Raw genomic sequence first — 20575 nt, forward strand, 5'->3', positions numbered from 1 at the left:
TTATCTGCTTATCTGCTTATCTGCTTATCTGCTTATCTGCTTATCTGCTTATCTATTTGTAAAATGGATAATATGGGCCGGAGTGACAATAACCGCAGTATCACTTTCATGCGGCTATGTTATGTTTACTGAGGGGTTACTAGTCGAGTGAGTTTTTTAATATCCCCTTCAATTGCTTCCATTTTAGCAATATTTAATGAATTATCTTTGGCAATATCGTAGTGCCAAATCAGTTCATCTGATTTGATAAGTGAGATCGACGTCTCTTCTAAAGGCAGTTGCCAAATATAGTCTTTTGCAGACCAGCTTGATAACCAATATAAGGTGTTATCTCGTAGTTTGAAATTACGAAGTTGATTATATTGCTGTTGTGAAAAGCGGTGGATTAGCGTCCAATTTTCATGCGTGCTCAAATTGGCCAAATTATTCACTGTATACAAGGTATAGTTGTCAAAAACTAGCCATTGAGCATTTTGGTTGTCGTAAATGAGTGCGTCAACTTGCAGAGCGACTTCTTTGAGTCGCTGACCTGTTAAAGTATAAGTAGACAATGTATGTGTATCATATATCCAAACCCGCTCATTTGTATGCCAACCTAATTGGGTGATTGTGCTAACTTGCTCAGGTGAGAACTGTGAGACTTTACCCTGCCGGTCATAAAGCAGTACATTCTTATCGCGATTGGTGAGAAGCAGATTTAGTTTAGGTTGCCACTCAATATGTTTAACATAGTCATAGCCTTGATTGTAAGAAAGTTGTTTGATTTGATCGTCAGCATGCAAATAGACTTCACAGACACCGCTTCTTTTTGACATGAAAGCGGTTTCGCCAAGTGGATTACTTACTGGTAGGTAATCGATACTGGTAGTTGAAAAAATAGGGAGCCCATCTTTATCACGAATATTCACTTGCCATGTTTCTACTGCCGTATAAATATCACCTGCTAAGTCGATGGATAAGTCAGTGAACATACCTTGTACTGCATTGGCAATAATATGTTGATGGCCATCTCGCGTTGTGGCTACCAATGTATGATGTTTATCTGAGTTGTTGGTAATAATGCTTTGTTGCTTTGGATCGTAAGACAGCAAGGAAATGGGGTGTGCCCACTGCATATGCACAGTGCCATCGAGTGTGATTAATTTACTGCTATGATCAGTGGAGGTGATAAGGTAATAGGTCTTTCCTTGCCAAGCCTTGATACTGTGCTGGAAGGTGTCCCCTGCGTTAAGTGTAATTGGAAGGGCCAGCGCCTTACCGGTATTAAAGTCGTAATGAAAAGGCTTGAAGTGTGCGCCATGTGCTACATTAATCGTTAGTTGGGTGCTTGATAACCAAGAAGATGCTCTGGAGCGTGTACATTTTTGACCTTTGGCGCGGTGAATAGCTTGCCCTGAGGATTTATATACATGGAGAATGCATTGGTCTTGGTAATATTGCCAGAATGTAATTAAGTCGAGTTCATGATGCCAGCTAGGGTGATGTATGCGGCTGGGGAACTTGATGGTATTTAACACCACACCTTGTTTATTGCTAAATACGAGATTATTAAAGTTTTTTATATAGGCAATTAAGTCTTTAGTTTTATGTGCGTCAACATTGTACTCAAGACCAAGATCATAACTCAGATCTGACAGCTCATAAGTAGGTTTTGGCGTTTTTATGGTATTTTTAGAATAAAATGCAATTGCGCTACTGCATACAATTACAACTGGAATTGTTGCCCATTTCCACCATTGAGACTGAGTGAGGAGCTTATTTTTTTTCGATATTAGAGGTGTTTCTTGTGAAGTGTAAACATCAGTTCTGGTTATGAATTGATAGCCTTTTTTAGGGATAGTTTTAATCACCTTAGGTTGTTTTGGATTATCATTGAGTAACCGTCTTAATTTTGTTAATAATTGATATAAGCTATTATCTTCAACGATGATATTAGGCCAAATATGTTCAGATATCGCCTCGCGCGCAAGTAACTCCCCATTACTATAAATAAACAGCCTGAGTAATTGCGCTACTTGAGGCTCTAATTTTATGACTTCTTTGGTGTTTAGATTGAGTAGCTCATCTGTGTTGTCAAAAAATACCCAAGTTAAGAATTGTATATTTGTATGCATAGCGCATCATCTGTGTTCTTTATATGGTACAAAGTTAACTTTTATCATTATAAAGTCAAGACTCGTAAGGGTTTAGCTAGCTTTCTTCAGATAAAATTCAGTATTTTTCACAGTGATATTTGTTTTTATAGGGAAAAATTTTTCAATTGGATTGAAGTATGAGTCGTGTGTTACGAAATATTTATGTGTTGATTTTAGGGGTTATGAGTACATTGGTTTGTGCAAATGATAACGTGTCGATAGTGTTAGATGGCCAGTTAATTGATCAAGCTTGGCAGGATGTTTCTGCAACAAAATCCTTTTATGAAGTCGTACCAGCCACGCATACCGAGTATTTAGATAAAGTGGAGAGTAAGGTAGTGACCACAGCACAAGGAGTGTATGTCGGTATTATTAATTGGCAAAAAGAAGGAGAAAGAAAGAAGCAATTCAATTTACAAGATGGGTTCATCCAAGCTGATTTTAATCGTATTTATTTAGACTTTTCTGGTGATGGCAGTGGTGCGTATTTGTTTGTGGTCGGATTAGGTGGAGGGGTTCAAGACGCGGTTCTTACGCCACAATTAACAACCGACAATGATTGGGATGGAGATTGGCAGACCTCATACTTTGAGGCAGCAGACTATTGGTCTAGTGAAACGTTTATTCCGTGGCATACAGTGTCTTTTTATAATAAAAAGAATCTACGAGATGCATCAGAAATTGGTGTGTCAGTGCAGTTGTATCAGTTAGTTAATAATCATCTATATGCGTCACAGAAACAGACGACGGCCAATGCTGACTTCTTTTTAACTATGCCTAAAGTAAAAGCAATTATCCCTAAAGAGCATCAGGTCACGTTTGTTCCGTATATTACTCGTCAGCAAGATCTGATTGACAATATAGGGTTAAATGATATCGGCTTCGACTTAATTTATAAGCCAGATCACCATCAAAAGCTGAGTGTTGCGATAAACCCTGATTTTGGTCAGATAGACAGTGATGAGGTGGACTTAAATTATAGTGCAGTCGAAACACTGCGCTCAGACAAACGTGCATTTTTTACCCAAGACATTAATGTCTTTAATGTACAAAGCCTGCAAGATACCACACTTATTCATACTCGGCGTATTGGAGCGGGTAGTGATGATATGATGCATATAACAACACCGATAGATGCCGCAGTCAGGTTTGTACAGCAGACAGAGCAGCTACAACTTGGTGCTTTTGCCGTAAAAGAAGATAAATTAGGTAATGATGTGGGTAAGTCATTTTACGCCATAAGGGGTAAGTATCGTCATAAAGCTTGGCAGACTGGGTTACTGATGACACACACTGAACGTCCGTTTATAGGGAGAAATGCTCGCAGCATTGCGTGGGACACTCAATACCAAAGTGCTACTTGGTCAATGCAAAGTACCATGATGCACAGTGATATTTCGCAAAGTCAGACAAGTCAACAAGGCCGAGGTGCGTCACTAAAGTTGGGGTATCAATTTTCTGCTAATACTCAATTTGAGTCGTCTTACTTACAGTTAGACGAAAAGTTTGATGTAAGTGATTTAGGGTATATTAAGCGCAATGACTGGCGTTATTGGCAAGGAGAGTTCAGTCATGCTATTAATTTTAATTCGCCATTGGTCACGAGCGTAAAACAAAAAATAGCGGTCGCTTATGAATCTAATGATGAGGGGATTAAATTACCAGCTCAACGTCAGTACAGCGCTAATGTGATGTTAAATGGTGGTGCAGAGGCATCGGCGACACTGACACATAATTCATCGGGGTGGCAAGATAATGTGGGCTATAACAGTGATCGTTTTCAGCAACCAGATACATGGGGGTCTCGGGTATTTTATCGTAGCTCTTATGTTGGGAAGTTTAGCTGGGCTGCCAGTTACCAGTATGATCAAGAAGGACTAAATGGCATCGCGCAACAGTTTGCGTTAGATCTTACTTTTATGCCGCATGAAAATTGGAATATCAATATAAATAACTTTTACCGTAAAGGGGACGGTTGGCTAATAGCGAATTCTCATAACCAGCTAACGCAGTACGATAGAGCGTATTTCGTGAATGAAAATAAAGTTACAGGACTATTAACTGATGATCTTGAACTGAGTATTTATTTGCAATGGGCCGTACTTGAAGCAAAAAGTGAGCAGGTATTTAGTATCACAGACGGGAGTTTAACAGAGCTTACTAATCTGGATACCAGTTTTGAAGACAAGCGATTAGTATCGCAAATGAAGTTGCGTTATCGATTAGGTGCTTTTTCCGATATATATTTGGTTTATGGCCGAGGGGCGACGCAAATTGATAATATGCAAAAGCAGAACGTGGCGGCTGAACCTTGGTCACGCAGTGTTGAGCGGCTTTGGCAAACCCCGAATGAAGAGCGTATCATTTTGAAATTTAGATACGGTTTCTAAATTTGAAGTGATTGATGGGGTATTAACTTTAACTTACTAATATTCCTTGTTATTCTTGAATATTCACCTTGGTATTAATGCATGACTAGCCAAGAATGGGCTGTGATTTCAAGCCATAACAAGGATTAAAAGATGACACTCGGTCACTACATAAAACACTTACGTACCACAGCAAATATGAGCCAGCCTCAACTGGCGGAGAAGATGGGGGTAGAACAGAGTTATTTATCAAAATTAGAAAATGATAAATCTGTGCCCTCTAATGAGGTTTTTCGCCAGTTACTAGATGCTTTAGAGCTCACCGTTGAGGATTTTATGCTTGGCGCTCAAGGGCAAGCGAATAAACACCATTTCAGCCAAATTCCAGATATAGAGTCATGGTATGCTCGCCAGCTACGCGACAATTCAATCAAACAACGTACTTTGTTATACGTTGCTATATTGCTGGTATCACTTGGTGGCAGCTGTTTTTACGTCGGATTTCAAAACTTAGTGTTCCCACAAACATTGTATGAATATGAGTCTCGAGGGGTTGTTTTACCTAATGAGGCCCAAGATATTTTTTATAGCTGGTCTCGTTTTGTCCCTCATGATGTAGACATACAAGAGGTACGGCGAGCAATGCTCAAACGAAGAGATATATCGATTATTTTATCATTTGACTATTTAGGTGATGAATTTATCAAAGAGGTTGAACTGGGTCGCCGGCTTTATAAAGTAAGTAAAGATGTAAAGCAGCAAACGCGATTTGGTAATACTTTACTGCAGTTTATAGGTTTGACAGGGGCTTTGCTGGGTATCGCACTGATGCTCATTGAGCCTAGATTGACGCGTAACAAACTTTAACTCGAGTGATAATACTCGGCATATGATCTGTGTATTACTTATTCTCAATTAACAAGAGTCATTTCGCAGGTCATACTCAATAATTTTAAGGACAAAGATAATAAAATGCAGAAGTTTTTTTGGGTGATGCTAACGTTGCTAGGTGGTTGCCACAATAGCATGGGGCACTTTAACGAGAATAACCCCGTTATTTTTCAAGTAATGGATTGGGTAGCCGATGGTACATTTACCGAGGGTGTTGAAGGTCCTGCGGTTGATAGCCATGGAGCTTTATACGCGGTGAACTATGGTCAACAAGGCACAATAGGGGTAGTTCAAGGCAAGAACAATACAAAGCTTTGGCTCACTTTGCCGGAAGGGAGCGTTGGTAATGGTATTCGTTTTAATCAGCATGGAGATATGTTTGTGGCAGATTATACCGGCCATAATATATTAAAAATCACACCGCAAGGTGCTGTGTCGGTTCATGCCCATGAGCCACTTATGAATCAACCAAACGACATCGCCATTCGTGATGATGGAATGATTTATGCGAGTGATCCTAATTGGTCTACCGGGCGGGGTCAAATTTGGCGGATAGCGACGGATGGCACAGTGAGCTTGTTACAAGCAGAGATGGGTACAAGTAATGGTATTGAAGTTAGTCCCGATAACCTTACCTTGTATGTAAATGAAAGCAAGCAACAAAAAATATGGGCATTTACGCTAAATGAGCAAGGCGATGTGAGTGACAAGCGGTTGTTTTACCAATTTACGAAGCATGGCCTTGATGGTATGCGCACAGATAGCCAAGGTAATTTATATGTAGCTCGCTATGGCGCAGGTGAAGTCGTAGTGCTGTCTCCAAGTGGAAGCTTATTACATACCGTGCGCTTAAAAGGAAAGTACCCAACAAATATTGCATTTGGTGGAGTGCAGGGGACTCAAGTGTTTGTGACAATGCAAAAACGTGGCGCGATCGAATCTTTTTACAGTGAATATGCCGGACGTGCTCACGCATTACATTAATCTTGTATACTTGTCGCAGATCGACTAATGCTGTCATATAAATCATTTCAGCAATACAACAAATAAATACATATTCTTTTTAAGGGAACACCATGATTGAACAAGGGCAAACTTTATCACAAGCGACACTCAGCCATTTAACAGATGACGGTATGGTAGAGCACCAAGTAACAGAATTGTTCGCAGGCAAAACCGTTGTTTTGTTTGCGGTGCCGGGCGCTTTCACACCAACATGTTCAGCGGCCCATTTACCGGGCTATGTGGTATTGGCTGATCAGCTTAAAGCCAAAGGCGTTGATGTTATTGCTTGTGTATCAGTAAACGATGCGTTTGTGATGAAAGCGTGGGGTGAAGCGCATAATGCATCAGAATTAATGATGCTAGGCGATGGCGATGCAAGCTTTACTAAATCTCTAGGCCTTGAAATGGACACAGCGACATTTGGTGGCATTCGTTCGCAGCGCTATGCCATGATTATAAAAGATGGCGTTGTCACTCAGCTTAATGTAGAAGCGCCTAAGTCATTTGAAGTCAGTAAAGCGGAAGTGATCTTAGCGGCGCTGTAACATACAAGCAAATATCGCTATTTATCAAAACGGGCACTCTATGCTCGTTTTTTATATTGGTAATTATTAAGTGACTAAATAACACATTGTGTAACATTCTTAATGACACCTGCAACTTTGCATATGTTAGAGTCACCTAATAAAGGAACAGATATAAGCCCTGCATAATAATGATTGAAGTTGCTAATTTAACAAAGTATTTTGGTAAAAAATGTATATTTGAAAATTATAATAATACGTTTACCGCGCAAAAGCTTTGTGTAGAAGGAAAGAATGGCCTAGGGAAAACCACACTTTTTACAATAATAGCCGGACTGGATAGTTTTTATTCTGGGCACATTACGCTCAATGGTCAGCAACACGCCCATTTGCAAAGCTGTGTGAGTTTAGCATCGGATAAAATTGTTTTTCCAGAATATTTAACAGCTCAGCAGATACTCACAATGACAGCATCAAGTTGGCAATGTACCTTACCTCAACAATTTATAACCGATTTGTGTTTTGATGCGTTTTTGCATACTCAAGTGGAAGATTTATCATCCGGTAACCTAAAGAAATTACAACTTATTAATGCTGTGATGCGAAACACCCCTTACTTGATTTTAGATGAACCGAGTGCGGCATTGGATAAGCGAGGCCTTGATGTGGTGTTAGAGTGGATCTGTGCCTACGAAGGCCAAGTCATTATAAGTAACCATGAACCGCAGCCATTTTTGGATATAGGTTTTGATAGTCAGCCACTTAAGAAAGTTTAACCGTGAAGGTGTTTAACAGATTATGATGAAACACTTCTATCAATATCGATATCGAGCTTTTAAGGCGGAACTTAAAGAGTTAGTTAATCAACTTAATCAATTTATTTTGATGATCACCACGCTATTCTATATTTTTTTACCAGGGTTAATTGCGTCTCTGTTTTTTGGTTTAGGTAAGATAGTGCAAAGTGATAGTATATTGGTTAGCATACAAGTTGCATTTGCTTATTTACTAATTCAAACTCTGTTAATTACCGTTCTAAAACCTGCAATTTTAGATAGTCGGCATAGGTGTTTCCAAAATAGTATATTACCCCGTACATGGGATAAGTATTTGGCTGATGTTGTGTTATTACTCGCAAGTCATGTTTTGTTTATCACAACATTGATATTGGCAGTCGCCATGGGTTGGGAAAAGCTCAGTCAGGCGCCACAGCTTTTGCTCTTTATGTTGACTCAAGTTAGCTTTGCTATGGGGTTATTATACCGACCACAAGCAGTCAACTGGGCGTTATTCATGGCGTTTATATCACTGTGGTGGTCACCATCTATCCTGCACTTTTTAGTTTCTACAAACGTGCTATTGATTGGCTGCTGGTTTATACCCAAAGTACATTCCCCCAATCTGACCTATCCAATTAATATATGGTCGTTTTGGGCTCATTATGCATTCGCGCATTCTTGGGTGCTGACTTGGCGTGCAACGGCCACTTTTTTAGTACTGTGGGCTGCGGACATTATTCAAATTATGCGGCCTGATTTACTACACTGGTATATGTTAGCTGCGGTACTTATTAACCAGCTTTGGTGGTCAACATTAATGATTGAAACCAACCAGCATTTACAAGAAACACGCTTATTTTGGGAGTCTTTAGGTAAGTATAAGGATATTAAACGTGTGCAAATTTTATTATTATCAATACTATGTATTATATTGTGGTGTTGCTCTGGCTTTTTACTGGGCTTTGACATCTACATGAGTGGCGCTTTACTTTGTATGCCAGCTCTTATGTATAGTGCTGTAAATAAACCGAAACTTACGGCAGTTGTATGGGCCTCAAGTTCGATCTCCTTGTTTGTAATTAAAGCGATCACTTAAGGGGTTTATACCCATTTAGTGAAACCAGCCATCATGCTAGCAAGCCAAATGACTTATTCATTATGTTAAAGGTGATGGGTGTAGAATAACGATACATCGAAATTTTTGCCTGATTACTACGTCATGTACCTGCTGTAATACCTAAACATTTATTTAATACAATTGAATTTAGGAGTATTACATTGTTGCATGGTTACAAAAAAGCCAGCATATGCTGGCTTGTTTAGGGTTGGGTTGATCTTATCTTGGTGGATTCTTACATATTTAGACAACTAAGCCTATGCTGCATCTACCCCCTGGACTGCCGGTTTAGCAGCTTTCCCGGCCATAAGCTCACTCGGGTCAAAGTCATCGACATTGATCACCGCAAGACGTTTGGCTTCAACCTCAGCGAGTTGTGTTGCCTCATCTTCATTGAGAATTTTTGCGTCAAGTCCCATTTGGGCGACTTTGTCTAATTGTGTGAATGGCAGTTTTTGCCCTTTGGCGCGACACACTTTATCAAACAAGGGCTCCACAGCAAGGATGTCTTTTAAAGTCTGTTCTTGTCTACCAATTAGGTTTAAAGGTTCATCCGTTAAATAAATATGAGCAGCAAGCCTGTCTCTTGATTCATTTGGTGTTTGTAGCAAATGTGCAAGTTTGTGTTCTAACGTGTCAGTTGGTTTACGAATAGGTCTGCCAAATGGGAATAAAACCAGTTTTAATACGGCACGTAATGGTGCTGATGGCATATTGTTGATGAGATCTGCCAATGCGCGTTGGCACAAGTATAAGTGCTCCTGACAGCTCCACTGTACAAATGGCAAATCTTCTTTCTTACGACCTTCATCGTTGTAGCGCTTAAGCGTTGCAGAAACAAGGTAAAGGTAACTGAGTAAATCACCAAGTCGTGCTGAGATACGCTCTTTTCGTTTCAACGAACCACCAAATACAGCCATACAAATGTCTGACATAAGCGCTAAAGATGCGCTATACCGACTTGCGTTACGATAAAAAACTGCCGTTTCATCGTTATATGGTACTTTAGTAAAGCGTGCCCCCGTTAGTGCTAACCATTTAGTGCGTACAAGGTTTGATATTGTGAAGCCAATATGGCCCATTAATGATGAATCAAAACTGTCAAGTGCGGCTTGTTTGTCACTCATGCTGACGGCATTGAGTTCAGCCAGTACAAATGGGTGACAACGAATAGCACCTTGTCCATAGATGATCATATTACGGGTTAATATGTTTGCGCCTTCAACCGTGATGGCGATAGGGGCACCTTGATAACCGCGGCCTAAATAGTTATTTGGGCCAAGGCAGATACCTTTACCACCATGAATATCCATCGCATGCATCGTAGATGCGCGCATTTGTTCTGTTAGGTGGTATTTTAAGATGGCAGACACGACTGAAGGTTTTTCACCTAAGTCAACCGCACCGGTAGACATACTCACTGCAGCATCTGTGCTATAAGCGTAGCCAGCTAATTTTGCGAGAGATTCTTCAACCCCTTCCATTTTACCAATTGGTAATTTGAATTGACGACGAATACGACTATACGCACCGCTTGCTAGCGCTAAAGATTTTATCCCACCAGTCGAATTTGACGGTAAGGTAATAGCGCGACCAACAGATAGACACTCAACCAGCATACGCCAGCCTTGGCCTGCCATTTCTGGGCCACCTATAATGTAGTCAATGGGTACAAATATGTCATCACCTTGTGTTGGCCCGTTTTGAAACGGTACGTTTAAAGGAAAATGACGGCGACCGATTTTAACACCTGGCGTTGTTGTTGGTATCAAAGCACAGGTAATACCAGGTTCTTTTTCTTCGCCTATCAAGCCGTCGGGGTCACGCAGTTTGAATGCTAACCCTAACACAGTTGCGACTGGAGCAAGCGTAATATAACGTTTGTTCCATGTTAATCGAATACCTAATGTTTCTTTACCTTCCCATTCACCTTTACACACAATACCATAATCAGGAATTGCAGAGGCATCGGAACCAGCTTCTGGTGACGTCAATGCAAAACATGGGATCTCTTGTCCCTTAGCAAGACGGGGTAGGTAGTGGTCTTTTTGCTCTTTAGTGCCGTAATGTTGTAATAATTCACCCGGACCAAGTGAGTTAGGTACACCTACAATAGATGAAAGTAATGTTGATTTACTCGTGAGTTTTTGTAGCACACATGATTGTGCAAAAGCTGAAAATTCAAGGCCACCATATTGCTTTTTGATGATCATGGCAAAGAATTTGTTGTCTTTTAAATATTGCCAGACATCTTGTGGTAAGTCAGTTAGCTCGTGGGTTGCTTTCCAATCATCAAGCATTGCACAAACTTCTTCAACAGGGCCATCAAGAAACGCTTGCTCTTCGACGGTTAACCGAGGTTTTGGGTATTGATGTAATTTTTCCCAATTAGGATTTCCGCAAAAAAGATCAGCTTCCCACCACGTGGTTCCAGCATCGATTGCTGATTTTTCCGTGTCAGACATGGTAGGTGTAACTTTTTTGAATGCCTTGAATAACGGAGCAATAATATACTGCTGACGAATGTTAGTGAGTGATAATGGTACAGTGATAGCTAGAAAGACTAACCAGGTAAGTGCACCGAATGCACTTGCGAATGTACCAATTAACAATGTTATTGCAGCTATCCCTACGCAAGTGTTCCAGCTGGCTCGATGATAGCTCGCTGCGCCAAGAAGCGCGAGCAAGGCTAGGGTAAAAATGAGTGTCATTTTGTTCTTCCTTATTAGAGGTCCGACCACCCAGTAAGACTAGCGCTTAAAAGGGGTCTTTTCAAGAGAAAAAACAGCGCCAATTCTGACATATGTAAATTTATTGTATGGACGATTGATAAGAAAGCATACTTATCAATATATAAGCGAATAAAAATACGAGTTGCTATACATACTGTTTTAGCTAAATGGTACAAAGAAACCTAAGCAAAAAAGTGTTTTTTTGTAATTTTAAAGTTGCATTCGCAAGTGGACGATCTATGTTTAATGTAGTCATAAAACAGGAAGGAACCTAAAATGATGAGCTCGACCATTTCTATAATTATATCTTTAACGGCAACATGGATGTCTTTTAATATTTATACTCCTGCAGTTTTTATCAGCTTATTTTTTTGCCTTGTAAGTGCTTACTTTGGCTATCACCGTTGTTTGTATACTGCACTCTTTATTGCTTTCAGTAGTGTGATGGCAATATTAATGAGCCCACTGATTTTGTTACCCGAACAAAAGCAAGCAACTCTTATGGTTTTGATGCTTATCATTGTCATGTTTGCGGGAATTGGAGCTGGTATACATAAATTAAAAGGGCGGTAAGTTATAACAAGCGGCCCGTTTGAAGCTCGCATTTACTTAGGGCTTAGGTATACAATACGGCCTATGTGTGTACGTTGGAATAGTAAATGAAGATCTTAGCTGATCAAAATATGCCGTTAGTCGAAGAATACTTCTCTGATTTAGGCGATGTTAAGCGTTTTGATGGTAGGAATTTATCGCCTGATGCGCTGAGTGATATAGATGTTTTACTTACCCGATCTGTTACTCAGGTTGATGCGCAGCTATTAAGTAAAGCTGACAATTTGAAATTTGTTGGCACAGCAACAATCGGAATTGACCATATTGATACAGCTTTACTATTGCAGAAAAACATAGCTTTTAGCAGTGCGCCAGGTTGTAACGCGATAGCGGTTGCAGAATATGTTATTAGTGCTCTTTATGCATATAGCCAAGAGACAAATACGGGTTTGGCAGGAAAAAGCCTCGCGATAATAGGTGTAGGTAATATAGGTCAATGTTTGCGTGACAAATTACACAGTATGGGCGTTACACTGTTACTGTGCGACCCAATACGTTACGCTGAAGGCACTTTAGATGAACATATTGAACTTGACGCGGCCTTAGAGCAAGCGGACTTTGTTACTTTTCATGTACCATTAATCAAAGATGGTAAACATAAGACACAGCATTTACTAAATGCAGAACGCATAGCTAAATTAAAAGCAGGCATGTTGATTATCAATGCTAGCAGGGGTGATGTCATTGACAATAAGGCTTTGTTGGTCGCGTTGCGCTCAGGTAAACAGTTAGAGCTGGTGTTAGATGTATGGGAAAATGAGCCTGATATACTGACCGATCTCCTGCCATATGTTCGGTTTTCCAGTGTACATATTGCGGGACACACGCAAGAAGGGAAAGCACGTGGAACCCAAATGCTTTATCAAGGTGTATGTCAGTTACTTGATGTCGCTGCAACGAAGGAGCTAGCTGATTTTTTACCTATACCGGCTCTTACCAAGTGTCATATTGAAGAAACGCTGAGTGAGCATGATTTAGGTCGTATTGTTCACTTAGTTTATGATATTCGCCGTGATGATGGATTACTTAGAGGTAATTTAACAACGCAAGGGTTTGATAGTTTACGTAAAAATTATCCGCCTCGTAGAGAATTTAGTACACTAAGTATTGAAAACCGTAGTGGACATGGTGCGATGTTAGCGCAGCTAGGTTTTAATGTAATTGAAAAGAATGAGGAATAGCATGTCGCAAAAATTTAACGTGGCAGTATTGGGCGCAACTGGGTTAGTTGGTCGTCAAATTATTGAGACTTTACAAGATAGAAAGTTCCCTGTTGATCAGCTATTTGCACTTGCGAGCAGTCGCAGTGCAGGGGAAGATATTGACTTTCGTGGTGAGAAAATTGAAGTGTTAGATGTCGAGAACTTTGATTTTTCTGACGCGCATATCGGCTTATTTTCAGCAGGTGGAAGTGTTTCCGAAAAGTATGCTCCTATTGCAGCTGAAGCAGGCTGTGTTGTTATTGATAACACTTCACATTTTAGATATGACTTTGATGTGCCTCTTGTGGTGCCAGAAGTTAACAAGGAAAGCCTAGCTGATTTTCGTAATCGTAATATTATTGCAAACCCAAATTGTTCAACAATTCAAATGATGGTTGCGCTAAAGCCAATCTATGATGCTTATGGCATAGAGCGTATAAATGTATCTACATATCAAGCAGTGTCAGGTGCAGGTAAAGAAGCTGTTGATGAATTAGCAAAACAAACAGCAAATTTAATGAATGCACGGCCACTAGAGAATAGTGTGTTTAGTAAACAAATTGCGTTTAACGTTATTCCACAAATTGATAGTTTTCAAGAAAATGGTTACACCAAAGAAGAAATGAAAATGGTTTGGGAAACGCAGAAAATACTAGGTGATAGCAGTGTGCTAGTAAACCCAACAGCAGTTAGGGTTCCAGTTTTTTTTGGTCATGCAGAAGCAATTCATTTAGAAACACGGATGCCTCACGATATTGAACATATTAAACAGTTACTGAATGATGCACCAGGCGTCGAGTTTGTTGAAGATGAGCAAGATTATCCTACCCCAGTTGGGGACGCCAGTGGTAATGATACCGTGTATGTTGGCCGCTTACGCCAAGATATTTCTCACCCTCATGGCCTAAATTTGTGGGTGGTATCCGATAATACTCGTAAAGGTGCAGCAACGAATAGTGTACAAATTGCTGAAGAACTGGTTGAAAACTACCTTTAGTTCAAACAGTTGATTGTAAAGGGCTGCTAAGAGGCAGCTCTTTACCTCTTTTGTTAAATATCACGTCAAAGAATTGCCCCCCTGAAAACTAAGAAGTTTTACTCCTCATCATAAACTATTATAAGCATGTTAAATTTCAATACGTTGCAATGGATATTCGTAGACAACTGGTTTATAGTTTGCAATTGGAATAGAGCTTGCAAAAGCTACCTGTTAGCATTATTAAATGTTTGGCGAGATGCTGAACATTGTACAGAAAGGATCAACATGCGCGGTTTCGTCTTTTTTTGTATCTTTGCCTTGGCACTGATCACCATGCCCGTCTTTACGCAAGAGGTTGCTCAAATCAAGGGCCCCAAAGACGCTGATTATGGCATGCAAGGTAGAACGATAGGGCCTATCAAACCTTCAGACACTTTATGGCGAATTGCCAAAAAGGTGCGCTCCGACGAGTCTGTAACTATTTATCAAGTAATGAGTGCGTTTTATACAAAAAACCCTGACGCATTTTTAGATAAAAACCTCAACCATATGCGTGATGGCGCATATTTACGTATTCCAACTTTGGGAGAAATGCGCAAAGAAAACCCAACGTTTGCGAAACAAAAATCGGATCAAGATGATGCCTTATGGGAAATGAAAAAAAATGGCATGCTTGATAATACTTCTATTGAAGAGGCAAATAGAAAAGTTACTCAAGCTCGCCAGGTTGATGTTGAAAAAGCAAAAATAGAATTAACAAATAGACTTAAATCATTGCAAATGGAGCAAGACTCCAAGTTACTTGAATTGCAAAATCAATTTAAAAACTCAGTGAGCAGTGTCCAAGACATTCTTGAAGAAAATAACAAACTAAAAAAGAAACTTGGCGATATATCTGATGAGTTAAAAACAGTTAGAGATCAACTTGGACAAGATAGCCAGATACAGCAACAGCTAAAATCAGTCATTGATTTACAGAATGAATTGTTAGCTCAACAAGCAGAACAAAAACAAAGTAATACGGGATTTAGTGGGGAAGATATTCTCTCTAATCCCATCATGTTGCTACTAATGTCAATATTACCAGCGTTGTTGGCGATTGGTGGAATCGTATTTTTTCTGAAGAAGCGCAACCAATCACCTACCTCTAATGACAGTAGTGAGGACGAATTTCTTCCTCAAACGTCAAACGATCCACTTGACTTAGATATTCCACCTGTTGTCGCACCAGAAACGCCAGAGGAAAGTGTTCAGTTGGACGACGGTATGCTGCCGGAAGATGATGACATTATGTTTGATTCTTTAGAGGACGACTCCTTTGAAGAAAGTAATGATACCTTAGATGCTGATGAATTAGACGGATTATTGAGCGATGATATTGTATTTGATGACGAAGCTGATGAATTAAATAGTGGGGATGATTTAGATGATTTCTTACAGCAAAACTTTGATGAACCAGATGCATTAGGAGACGAAGTCGCGTTAGATATTGAGCAATCTGAGGACGATATATTAAGTTCTGGCGACATAGATGATTTATTTGATGAAGTATCTAATGCAGATGAAAGTAATGATGATGAATTAGATATTAGTGATGATGCGCTTGCCGCATTGAGTGAGGAGCTAGCTACCGATCAACAAGAAGATGTTGATATTGATTCTATTTTAGACGAAGCGTCACCAACTGATGATGTAGATGTTGGTGATGATGACATAGATTCATTACTTGAGAGCTCAACTACCTTAGATAGTCAATTGGAGGATGATTTAGGGCTAGATGATATCGATGGTCTGTTAGACGAGGCTGCTTCGGAACCTGAACTGGTAGAAGAAGCGAGCGACGAGTTTGATATAGACGACATTGATGGGTTGTTAGATGAGACGGGTTCGGAACCTGAACTGGTAGAAGAAGCGAGCGACGAGTTTGATATAGACGATATTGATGGGTTGTTAGATGAGACGGGTTCGGAACCTGAACTGGTAGAAGAAGCGAGCGACGAGTTTGATATAGACGATATCGATGGTCTATTAGACGAGGCTGCTTCGGAACCTGAACTAGTAGAAGAAGCGAGCGACGAGTTTGATATAGACGATATTGATGGGTTGTTAGATGAGACGGCTGCGGAACCAGAACGGGTAGACGAAGCGAGCGACGAGTTTGATATAGACGATATTGATGGGCTCTTAGACGAAACGGCTGCGGAACCTGAACTGGTAGAAGAAGCGAGCGACGAGTTTGATATAGACGATATTGATGGGTTGTTAGACGAAACGGCTGCGGAACCTGAACTGGTAGAAGAAGCGAGCGACGAGTTTGATATAGACGACATTGATGGGTTGTTAGATGAGACGGCCTCGGAACCTGAACGGGTAGAAGAGGCGAGCGATGAGCTTGATATAGACGACATTGATGGGCTCTTAGACGAAACTCCTGCGGAACCTGAACTGGTAGAAGAGGCGAGTGACGAGTTTGATATAGACGATATGGATGGGCTCTTAGACGAAACGGCTGCGGAACCTGAACTGATAGAAGAGGCGAGCGATGAGCTTGATATAGACGACATTGATGGGCTCTTAGACGAAACTCCTGCGGAACCTGAACTGGTAGAAGAGGCGAGCGACGAGTTTGATATAGACGATATGGATGGGCTGATTGATGACGTGGAGCCAGAGCAAGAACCTGCTACGCAGTTGCTAGAAGAAGCAAATGACGAGCTTGATACAGATGATGTTGATGGGCTTGTTGATGACGTGGAGCCAGAGCAAGAACCTGCCACGCAGTTGCTAGAAGAAGAAAATGATGAGCTTGATACAGATGATATCGATGGGCTTGTTGATGACGTGGAGCCAGAGCAAAAACCTGCTACGCAGTTGCTAGAAGAAGAAAATGATGAGCTTGATACAGATGATATCGATGGGCTTGTTGATGACGTGGAGCCAGAGCAAGAACCTGCCACGCAGTTGCTAGAAGAAACAAATGATGAGCTTGATGCAGATGACATTGATGGGCTTGTTGATAACGTGGAGCCAGAGCAAGAACTTGCCACGCAGTTGCTAGAAGAAGAAAATGACGAGCTTGATACAGATGACATTGATGGGCTTGTTGATGACGTGGAGCCAGAGCAAGAACCTGCCACGCAGTTGCTAGAAGAAAATGATGAGCTTGATACAGATGATATCGATGGGCTTATTGATGAAGTGGAGCCAGAGCAAGAACCTGCCACGCAGTTGCTAGAAGAAGAAAATGACGAGCTTGATGCAGATGACATTGATGGGCTTATTGATGACGTGGAGCCAGAGCAAGAAACTGCCACGCAGTTGCTAGAAGAAGAAAATGACGAGCTTGATGCAGATGACATTGATGGGCTTGTTGATGACGTGGAGCCAGAGCAAGAATCTGCCACGCAGTTGGAATCAAATCTAGCATCGGTAGAAGAAGGTAGTGAAGATTTCCATGAAGCTATTGACGATGAGTTGGACATCGAAGATATAGATAGTTTATTGGATGTTGCTGAGGACGAGCTTGATACGCAAAGTGTAGAAGAGTTATCTAATGTCAATGTAGATGCTGAATTAAGTTCAAGTTTAGCAAATAACCATATTGCTGATGACCTCTTAGATGAAATAGATATTGAACTACAGTCTGAAGCGGTAACAGAAAGTAATGGGATTGAACTATCAGAGAGTGATTTTGATCTTGATGAGTTAGGACCTTTGGAAGAAGCTGATACTGCTTCGCTTCAAGGATCAGCTGAGCATGCAGATCTTTTACAAGGGATGCTGAATGAGGAGGAAGAGGTTCCGACTACATTGGGCAATGCTGAGCCAAAAGAGTTGCAAAGCGTCGATGAGTTGTTAAATGAGCTTGATGATCAGGAAAGCAATGACTGGGATGATGAGTTAGCCGATGAAACGGAAGTTGATTTAGGGGATGATCCGTTATTAGAAGATGTTGACTTATCAGAAGGTGAAGTGTTTTTCGAGCGAGACCCCGTCACACCGAGTATTGAGTTGGAAAGTTACCCTGAACTGGCATTGGACGCAGAACCAGAGGAAACTCGATTGGTTTCAAGTGAAACCGAACAAGCACTTTCGGAAGCTTTACAAGGGAATGACCTAGTTGAAAGTTCTTTAGATGGCGATTTGGATGATGAGCATGATGATACGCATGATTTGTCATTTGCTGATGAGGAACACGATACTATAGAAGAACCGTATGATAGCGATAATACCTCCTTATCAGATATAGAAACGCTTCCTGAGTTTAACGAGAAAGATGCGTTAGAATCAATGGGTGATGAACCGGAAGAATTGAGCTCTTCTGAGTTTGACGCTTTGCTTGATGAAGCGCGTGACGAGGAACCAGTTACCATAGCTGATGAGTTAGAAGGTGACATTGCGGAATCTGTTGAGCCCGAGCCCGACTTAGCGCAAGCGTTAGAGTCCGAGAGTGATAATGCCAGCGAAGAGACGTATCATGAAGCACTTGATGACACATTAGGTGAATTCGACGAACAAGCAGCGATGGATGCCGTGGCCGATGAGCCTGCAAGTGATGTTGCGGAATCAAATAAGCCCGAGCCCGACTTAGCGCAAGCGTTAGAGTCCGAGAGTGATGACGTAAGTGATGATGCCAGTGTTGAGGCGCATCATGAAGTACTTGATGACACATTAGGTGAATTCGACGAACAAGCCGCGATGGATGCTATGGCCGATGAGCCTGCAAGTGATGTTGCGGAATCAAATAAGCCCAAGCCCGACTTAGCGCAAGCGTTAGGGTCCGAGAGTGATGACATCAGTGATGATGCTAGCGCAGAGACGCATCATGAAGTACTTGATGACACATTAGGTGAATTCGACGAACAAGCCGCGATGGATGCCATGGCCGATGAGCCAGCAAGTGACGTTGCGGGAACTGTTGAGCCCGAACCGGATCTAGCGCAAGCGTTAGAACCCGTAAGTGATGGCATCAGTGATGACGCCAGCATTGAGATGCACCATGAAGCACCTGATGACACATTAGGTGAATTTGACGAACAAGCTGCGATAGATGCCATGGCCGATGAGCCTGCAAGTGATGTTGCGGAATCAGATAAGCCTGAACCGGATCTAGCACAAGCGTTAGAGCCCGAGAGTGATGACGTAAGTGATGATGCCAGCGCAGATACGCATCATGAAGTACTGGATGACACATTAGGTGAATTCGACGAACAAGCTGCGATGGATGCCATGGCCGATGAGCCTGCAAGTGATGTTGCGGAATCAGATAAGCCTGAACCGGATCTAGCACAAGCGTTAGAGCCCGAGAGTGATGACGTAAGTGATGATGCCAGCGCAGAGACGCATCATGAAGTACTGGATGACACATTAGGTGAATTCGACGAACAAGCAGAGAAGGCAGATGAGCCTGTAAATGACGTTGCGGAGTCTGTTGAATCTGATTTAACGCAAGCACTTGAAAATGAAGCTATACAGCCATCCAATTTGGCTGATGCACCTGAGTTTGAATTTGAGGAGGAAGATTCAGGCTCCACTGATGATGTTGAAAAAACGGTATCTCCAGATGAGTTTTTATCTAATTTAGATACATTGTCAGCAGAGGAAGAAAATACAGAGCAATTAGAAATCGATGAGGCGGCAATTGAAAGTGAGTTTATGTCTAATTTATCGGACACAGACTTTGATGCGTTGCTTAATGATTTATCTGAACCAGACTCTGTGAATATTGATGATTTGGATGACGTGGAAGTTGATTTTGAATCATTACTGAGTGACGAGCTAGAAACCGAGTTAAACGAGACGGATACTGCTAGCGTATCAGAAGAGCATGAAGTTGAAGAGGAAGATCAATTTGTCAATATCGATGATTTGTTATCTCAAAGTGATGATTTAGAACCCTCAGATGAACCTTACAATGAAGCAGATATGGATGTTGGGTTAGGGGATTTTGATGAGTTTTTAGCAGGGGATAATGCAACCGATGTTGACTTAGAAGCAGATGGCTTCTCCGCAAAACTCGACTTGGCTCGTGCCTATATTGAAATTGAAGATTATGATGGTGCTATGGGAGTTATCCAAGAAGTTTTAGAGAATGGCCCTGAGTCGGTTCAAAGAGAAGCGCAAGCGTTACAAAGTAAGCTTGAGCACTAGATGAATCAAATCAACGAAGGTGAATAAAGGTATAGCTTGCTATACCTTTTTTATTGAGTGGTGCCCATATCTATAAATTG

Annotated in this window: 12 protein-coding genes; 10 read left to right on the top strand and 2 right to left on the bottom strand. The window is 41.1% G+C overall.

All coding sequences use genetic code 11. The annotated features are described in order from the left end of the window. Positions 1 to 125 precede the first annotated feature (125 nt). A complete protein-coding gene (locus J8M01_RS11285; protein WP_211058058.1) occupies positions 126 to 2114 on the bottom strand; it encodes a winged helix-turn-helix domain-containing protein in 1989 nt (662 codons plus the stop codon). A 158-nt stretch (positions 2115 to 2272) separates the two neighbouring features. On the opposite strand from J8M01_RS11285, the gene J8M01_RS11290 reads away from it, so the two are divergent. The 6 genes from J8M01_RS11290 to J8M01_RS11315 all read left to right on the top strand — a co-directional run bounded on the left by J8M01_RS11290 (position 2273) and on the right by J8M01_RS11315 (position 8799). Further along, positions 2273 to 4525, top strand: coding sequence for a DUF5916 domain-containing protein (locus J8M01_RS11290; protein WP_211058059.1), 2253 nt, complete (start codon positions 2273 to 2275; stop codon positions 4523 to 4525). A gap of 132 nt (positions 4526 to 4657) precedes the next feature. After that, positions 4658 to 5371, top strand: coding sequence for a helix-turn-helix transcriptional regulator (locus tag J8M01_RS11295; RefSeq protein WP_211058060.1), 714 nt, complete (start codon positions 4658 to 4660; stop codon positions 5369 to 5371). Positions 5372 to 5476: 105 nt separating this feature from the next. Beyond that, positions 5477 to 6379, top strand: coding sequence for an SMP-30/gluconolactonase/LRE family protein (locus J8M01_RS11300; protein WP_211058061.1), 903 nt, complete (start codon positions 5477 to 5479; stop codon positions 6377 to 6379). A 92-nt stretch (positions 6380 to 6471) separates the two neighbouring features. After that, positions 6472 to 6945: a peroxiredoxin gene (locus tag J8M01_RS11305; protein WP_192508103.1), complete on the top strand. Its 474-nt coding sequence runs from the start codon at positions 6472 to 6474 to the stop codon at positions 6943 to 6945. 170 nt (positions 6946 to 7115) lie between these two features. Further along, positions 7116 to 7700: an ATP-binding cassette domain-containing protein gene (locus J8M01_RS11310; RefSeq protein WP_192508102.1), complete on the top strand. Its 585-nt coding sequence runs from the start codon at positions 7116 to 7118 to the stop codon at positions 7698 to 7700. Positions 7701 to 7722: 22 nt separating this feature from the next. After that, positions 7723 to 8799: a DUF6136 family protein gene (locus tag J8M01_RS11315; protein WP_211058062.1), complete on the top strand. Its 1077-nt coding sequence runs from the start codon at positions 7723 to 7725 to the stop codon at positions 8797 to 8799. 278 nt (positions 8800 to 9077) lie between these two features. On the opposite strand, the gene fadE is transcribed toward J8M01_RS11315, so the two are convergent. Beyond that, complete coding sequence (fadE, locus tag J8M01_RS11320) at positions 9078 to 11531, bottom strand: acyl-CoA dehydrogenase FadE (RefSeq protein WP_211058063.1); 2454 nt, start codon at positions 11529 to 11531, stop codon at positions 9078 to 9080. 345 nt (positions 11532 to 11876) lie between these two features. Here fadE and J8M01_RS11325 point away from each other — a divergent pair, with 345 nt between their 5' ends. The 4 genes from J8M01_RS11325 to J8M01_RS11340 all read left to right on the top strand — a co-directional run bounded on the left by J8M01_RS11325 (position 11877) and on the right by J8M01_RS11340 (position 20495). Continuing rightward, positions 11877 to 12125: a DUF6419 family natural product biosynthesis protein gene (locus J8M01_RS11325; RefSeq protein WP_192508099.1), complete on the top strand. Its 249-nt coding sequence runs from the start codon at positions 11877 to 11879 to the stop codon at positions 12123 to 12125. A gap of 86 nt (positions 12126 to 12211) precedes the next feature. Beyond that, positions 12212 to 13345, top strand: coding sequence for a 4-phosphoerythronate dehydrogenase (locus tag J8M01_RS11330; protein WP_210998578.1), 1134 nt, complete (start codon positions 12212 to 12214; stop codon positions 13343 to 13345). 1 nt (position 13346) lies between these two features. Next, positions 13347 to 14363 carry an aspartate-semialdehyde dehydrogenase gene (locus J8M01_RS11335; RefSeq protein ID WP_211052783.1) on the top strand — a complete coding sequence of 339 codons (1017 nt, stop codon included), beginning with the start codon at positions 13347 to 13349 and terminating at the stop codon, positions 14361 to 14363. A 267-nt stretch (positions 14364 to 14630) separates the two neighbouring features. Beyond that, on the top strand, positions 14631 to 20495 hold the full coding sequence (locus tag J8M01_RS11340) for a FimV/HubP family polar landmark protein (RefSeq protein WP_211058064.1): 5865 nt from the start codon (positions 14631 to 14633) through the stop codon (positions 20493 to 20495). The last annotated feature ends 80 nt before the right edge of the window (positions 20496 to 20575 follow it).

Source organism: Pseudoalteromonas sp. MMG005 (assembly GCF_018101015.1).
GTDB lineage: Bacteria > Pseudomonadota > Gammaproteobacteria > Enterobacterales > Alteromonadaceae > Pseudoalteromonas > Pseudoalteromonas aurantia.

Excerpts from the sequence above, each read along its gene's own strand:
- J8M01_RS11285 (WP_211058058.1), bottom strand. The coding sequence starts at position 2,114 with ATGCATACAAATATACAATTCTTAACTTGGGTATTTTTTGACAACACA.
- J8M01_RS11290 (WP_211058059.1), top strand. The coding sequence starts at position 2,273 with ATGAGTCGTGTGTTACGAAATATTTATGTGTTGATTTTAGGGGTTATG.
- J8M01_RS11295 (WP_211058060.1), top strand. The coding sequence starts at position 4,658 with ATGACACTCGGTCACTACATAAAACACTTACGTACCACAGCAAATATG.
- J8M01_RS11300 (WP_211058061.1), top strand. The coding sequence starts at position 5,477 with ATGCAGAAGTTTTTTTGGGTGATGCTAACGTTGCTAGGTGGTTGCCAC.
- J8M01_RS11305 (WP_192508103.1), top strand. The coding sequence starts at position 6,472 with ATGATTGAACAAGGGCAAACTTTATCACAAGCGACACTCAGCCATTTA.
- J8M01_RS11310 (WP_192508102.1), top strand. The coding sequence starts at position 7,116 with ATGATTGAAGTTGCTAATTTAACAAAGTATTTTGGTAAAAAATGTATA.
- J8M01_RS11315 (WP_211058062.1), top strand. The coding sequence starts at position 7,723 with ATGATGAAACACTTCTATCAATATCGATATCGAGCTTTTAAGGCGGAA.
- fadE (WP_211058063.1), bottom strand. The coding sequence starts at position 11,531 with ATGACACTCATTTTTACCCTAGCCTTGCTCGCGCTTCTTGGCGCAGCG.
- J8M01_RS11325 (WP_192508099.1), top strand. The coding sequence starts at position 11,877 with ATGTCTTTTAATATTTATACTCCTGCAGTTTTTATCAGCTTATTTTTT.
- J8M01_RS11330 (WP_210998578.1), top strand. The coding sequence starts at position 12,212 with ATGAAGATCTTAGCTGATCAAAATATGCCGTTAGTCGAAGAATACTTC.
- J8M01_RS11335 (WP_211052783.1), top strand. The coding sequence starts at position 13,347 with ATGTCGCAAAAATTTAACGTGGCAGTATTGGGCGCAACTGGGTTAGTT.
- J8M01_RS11340 (WP_211058064.1), top strand. The coding sequence starts at position 14,631 with ATGCGCGGTTTCGTCTTTTTTTGTATCTTTGCCTTGGCACTGATCACC.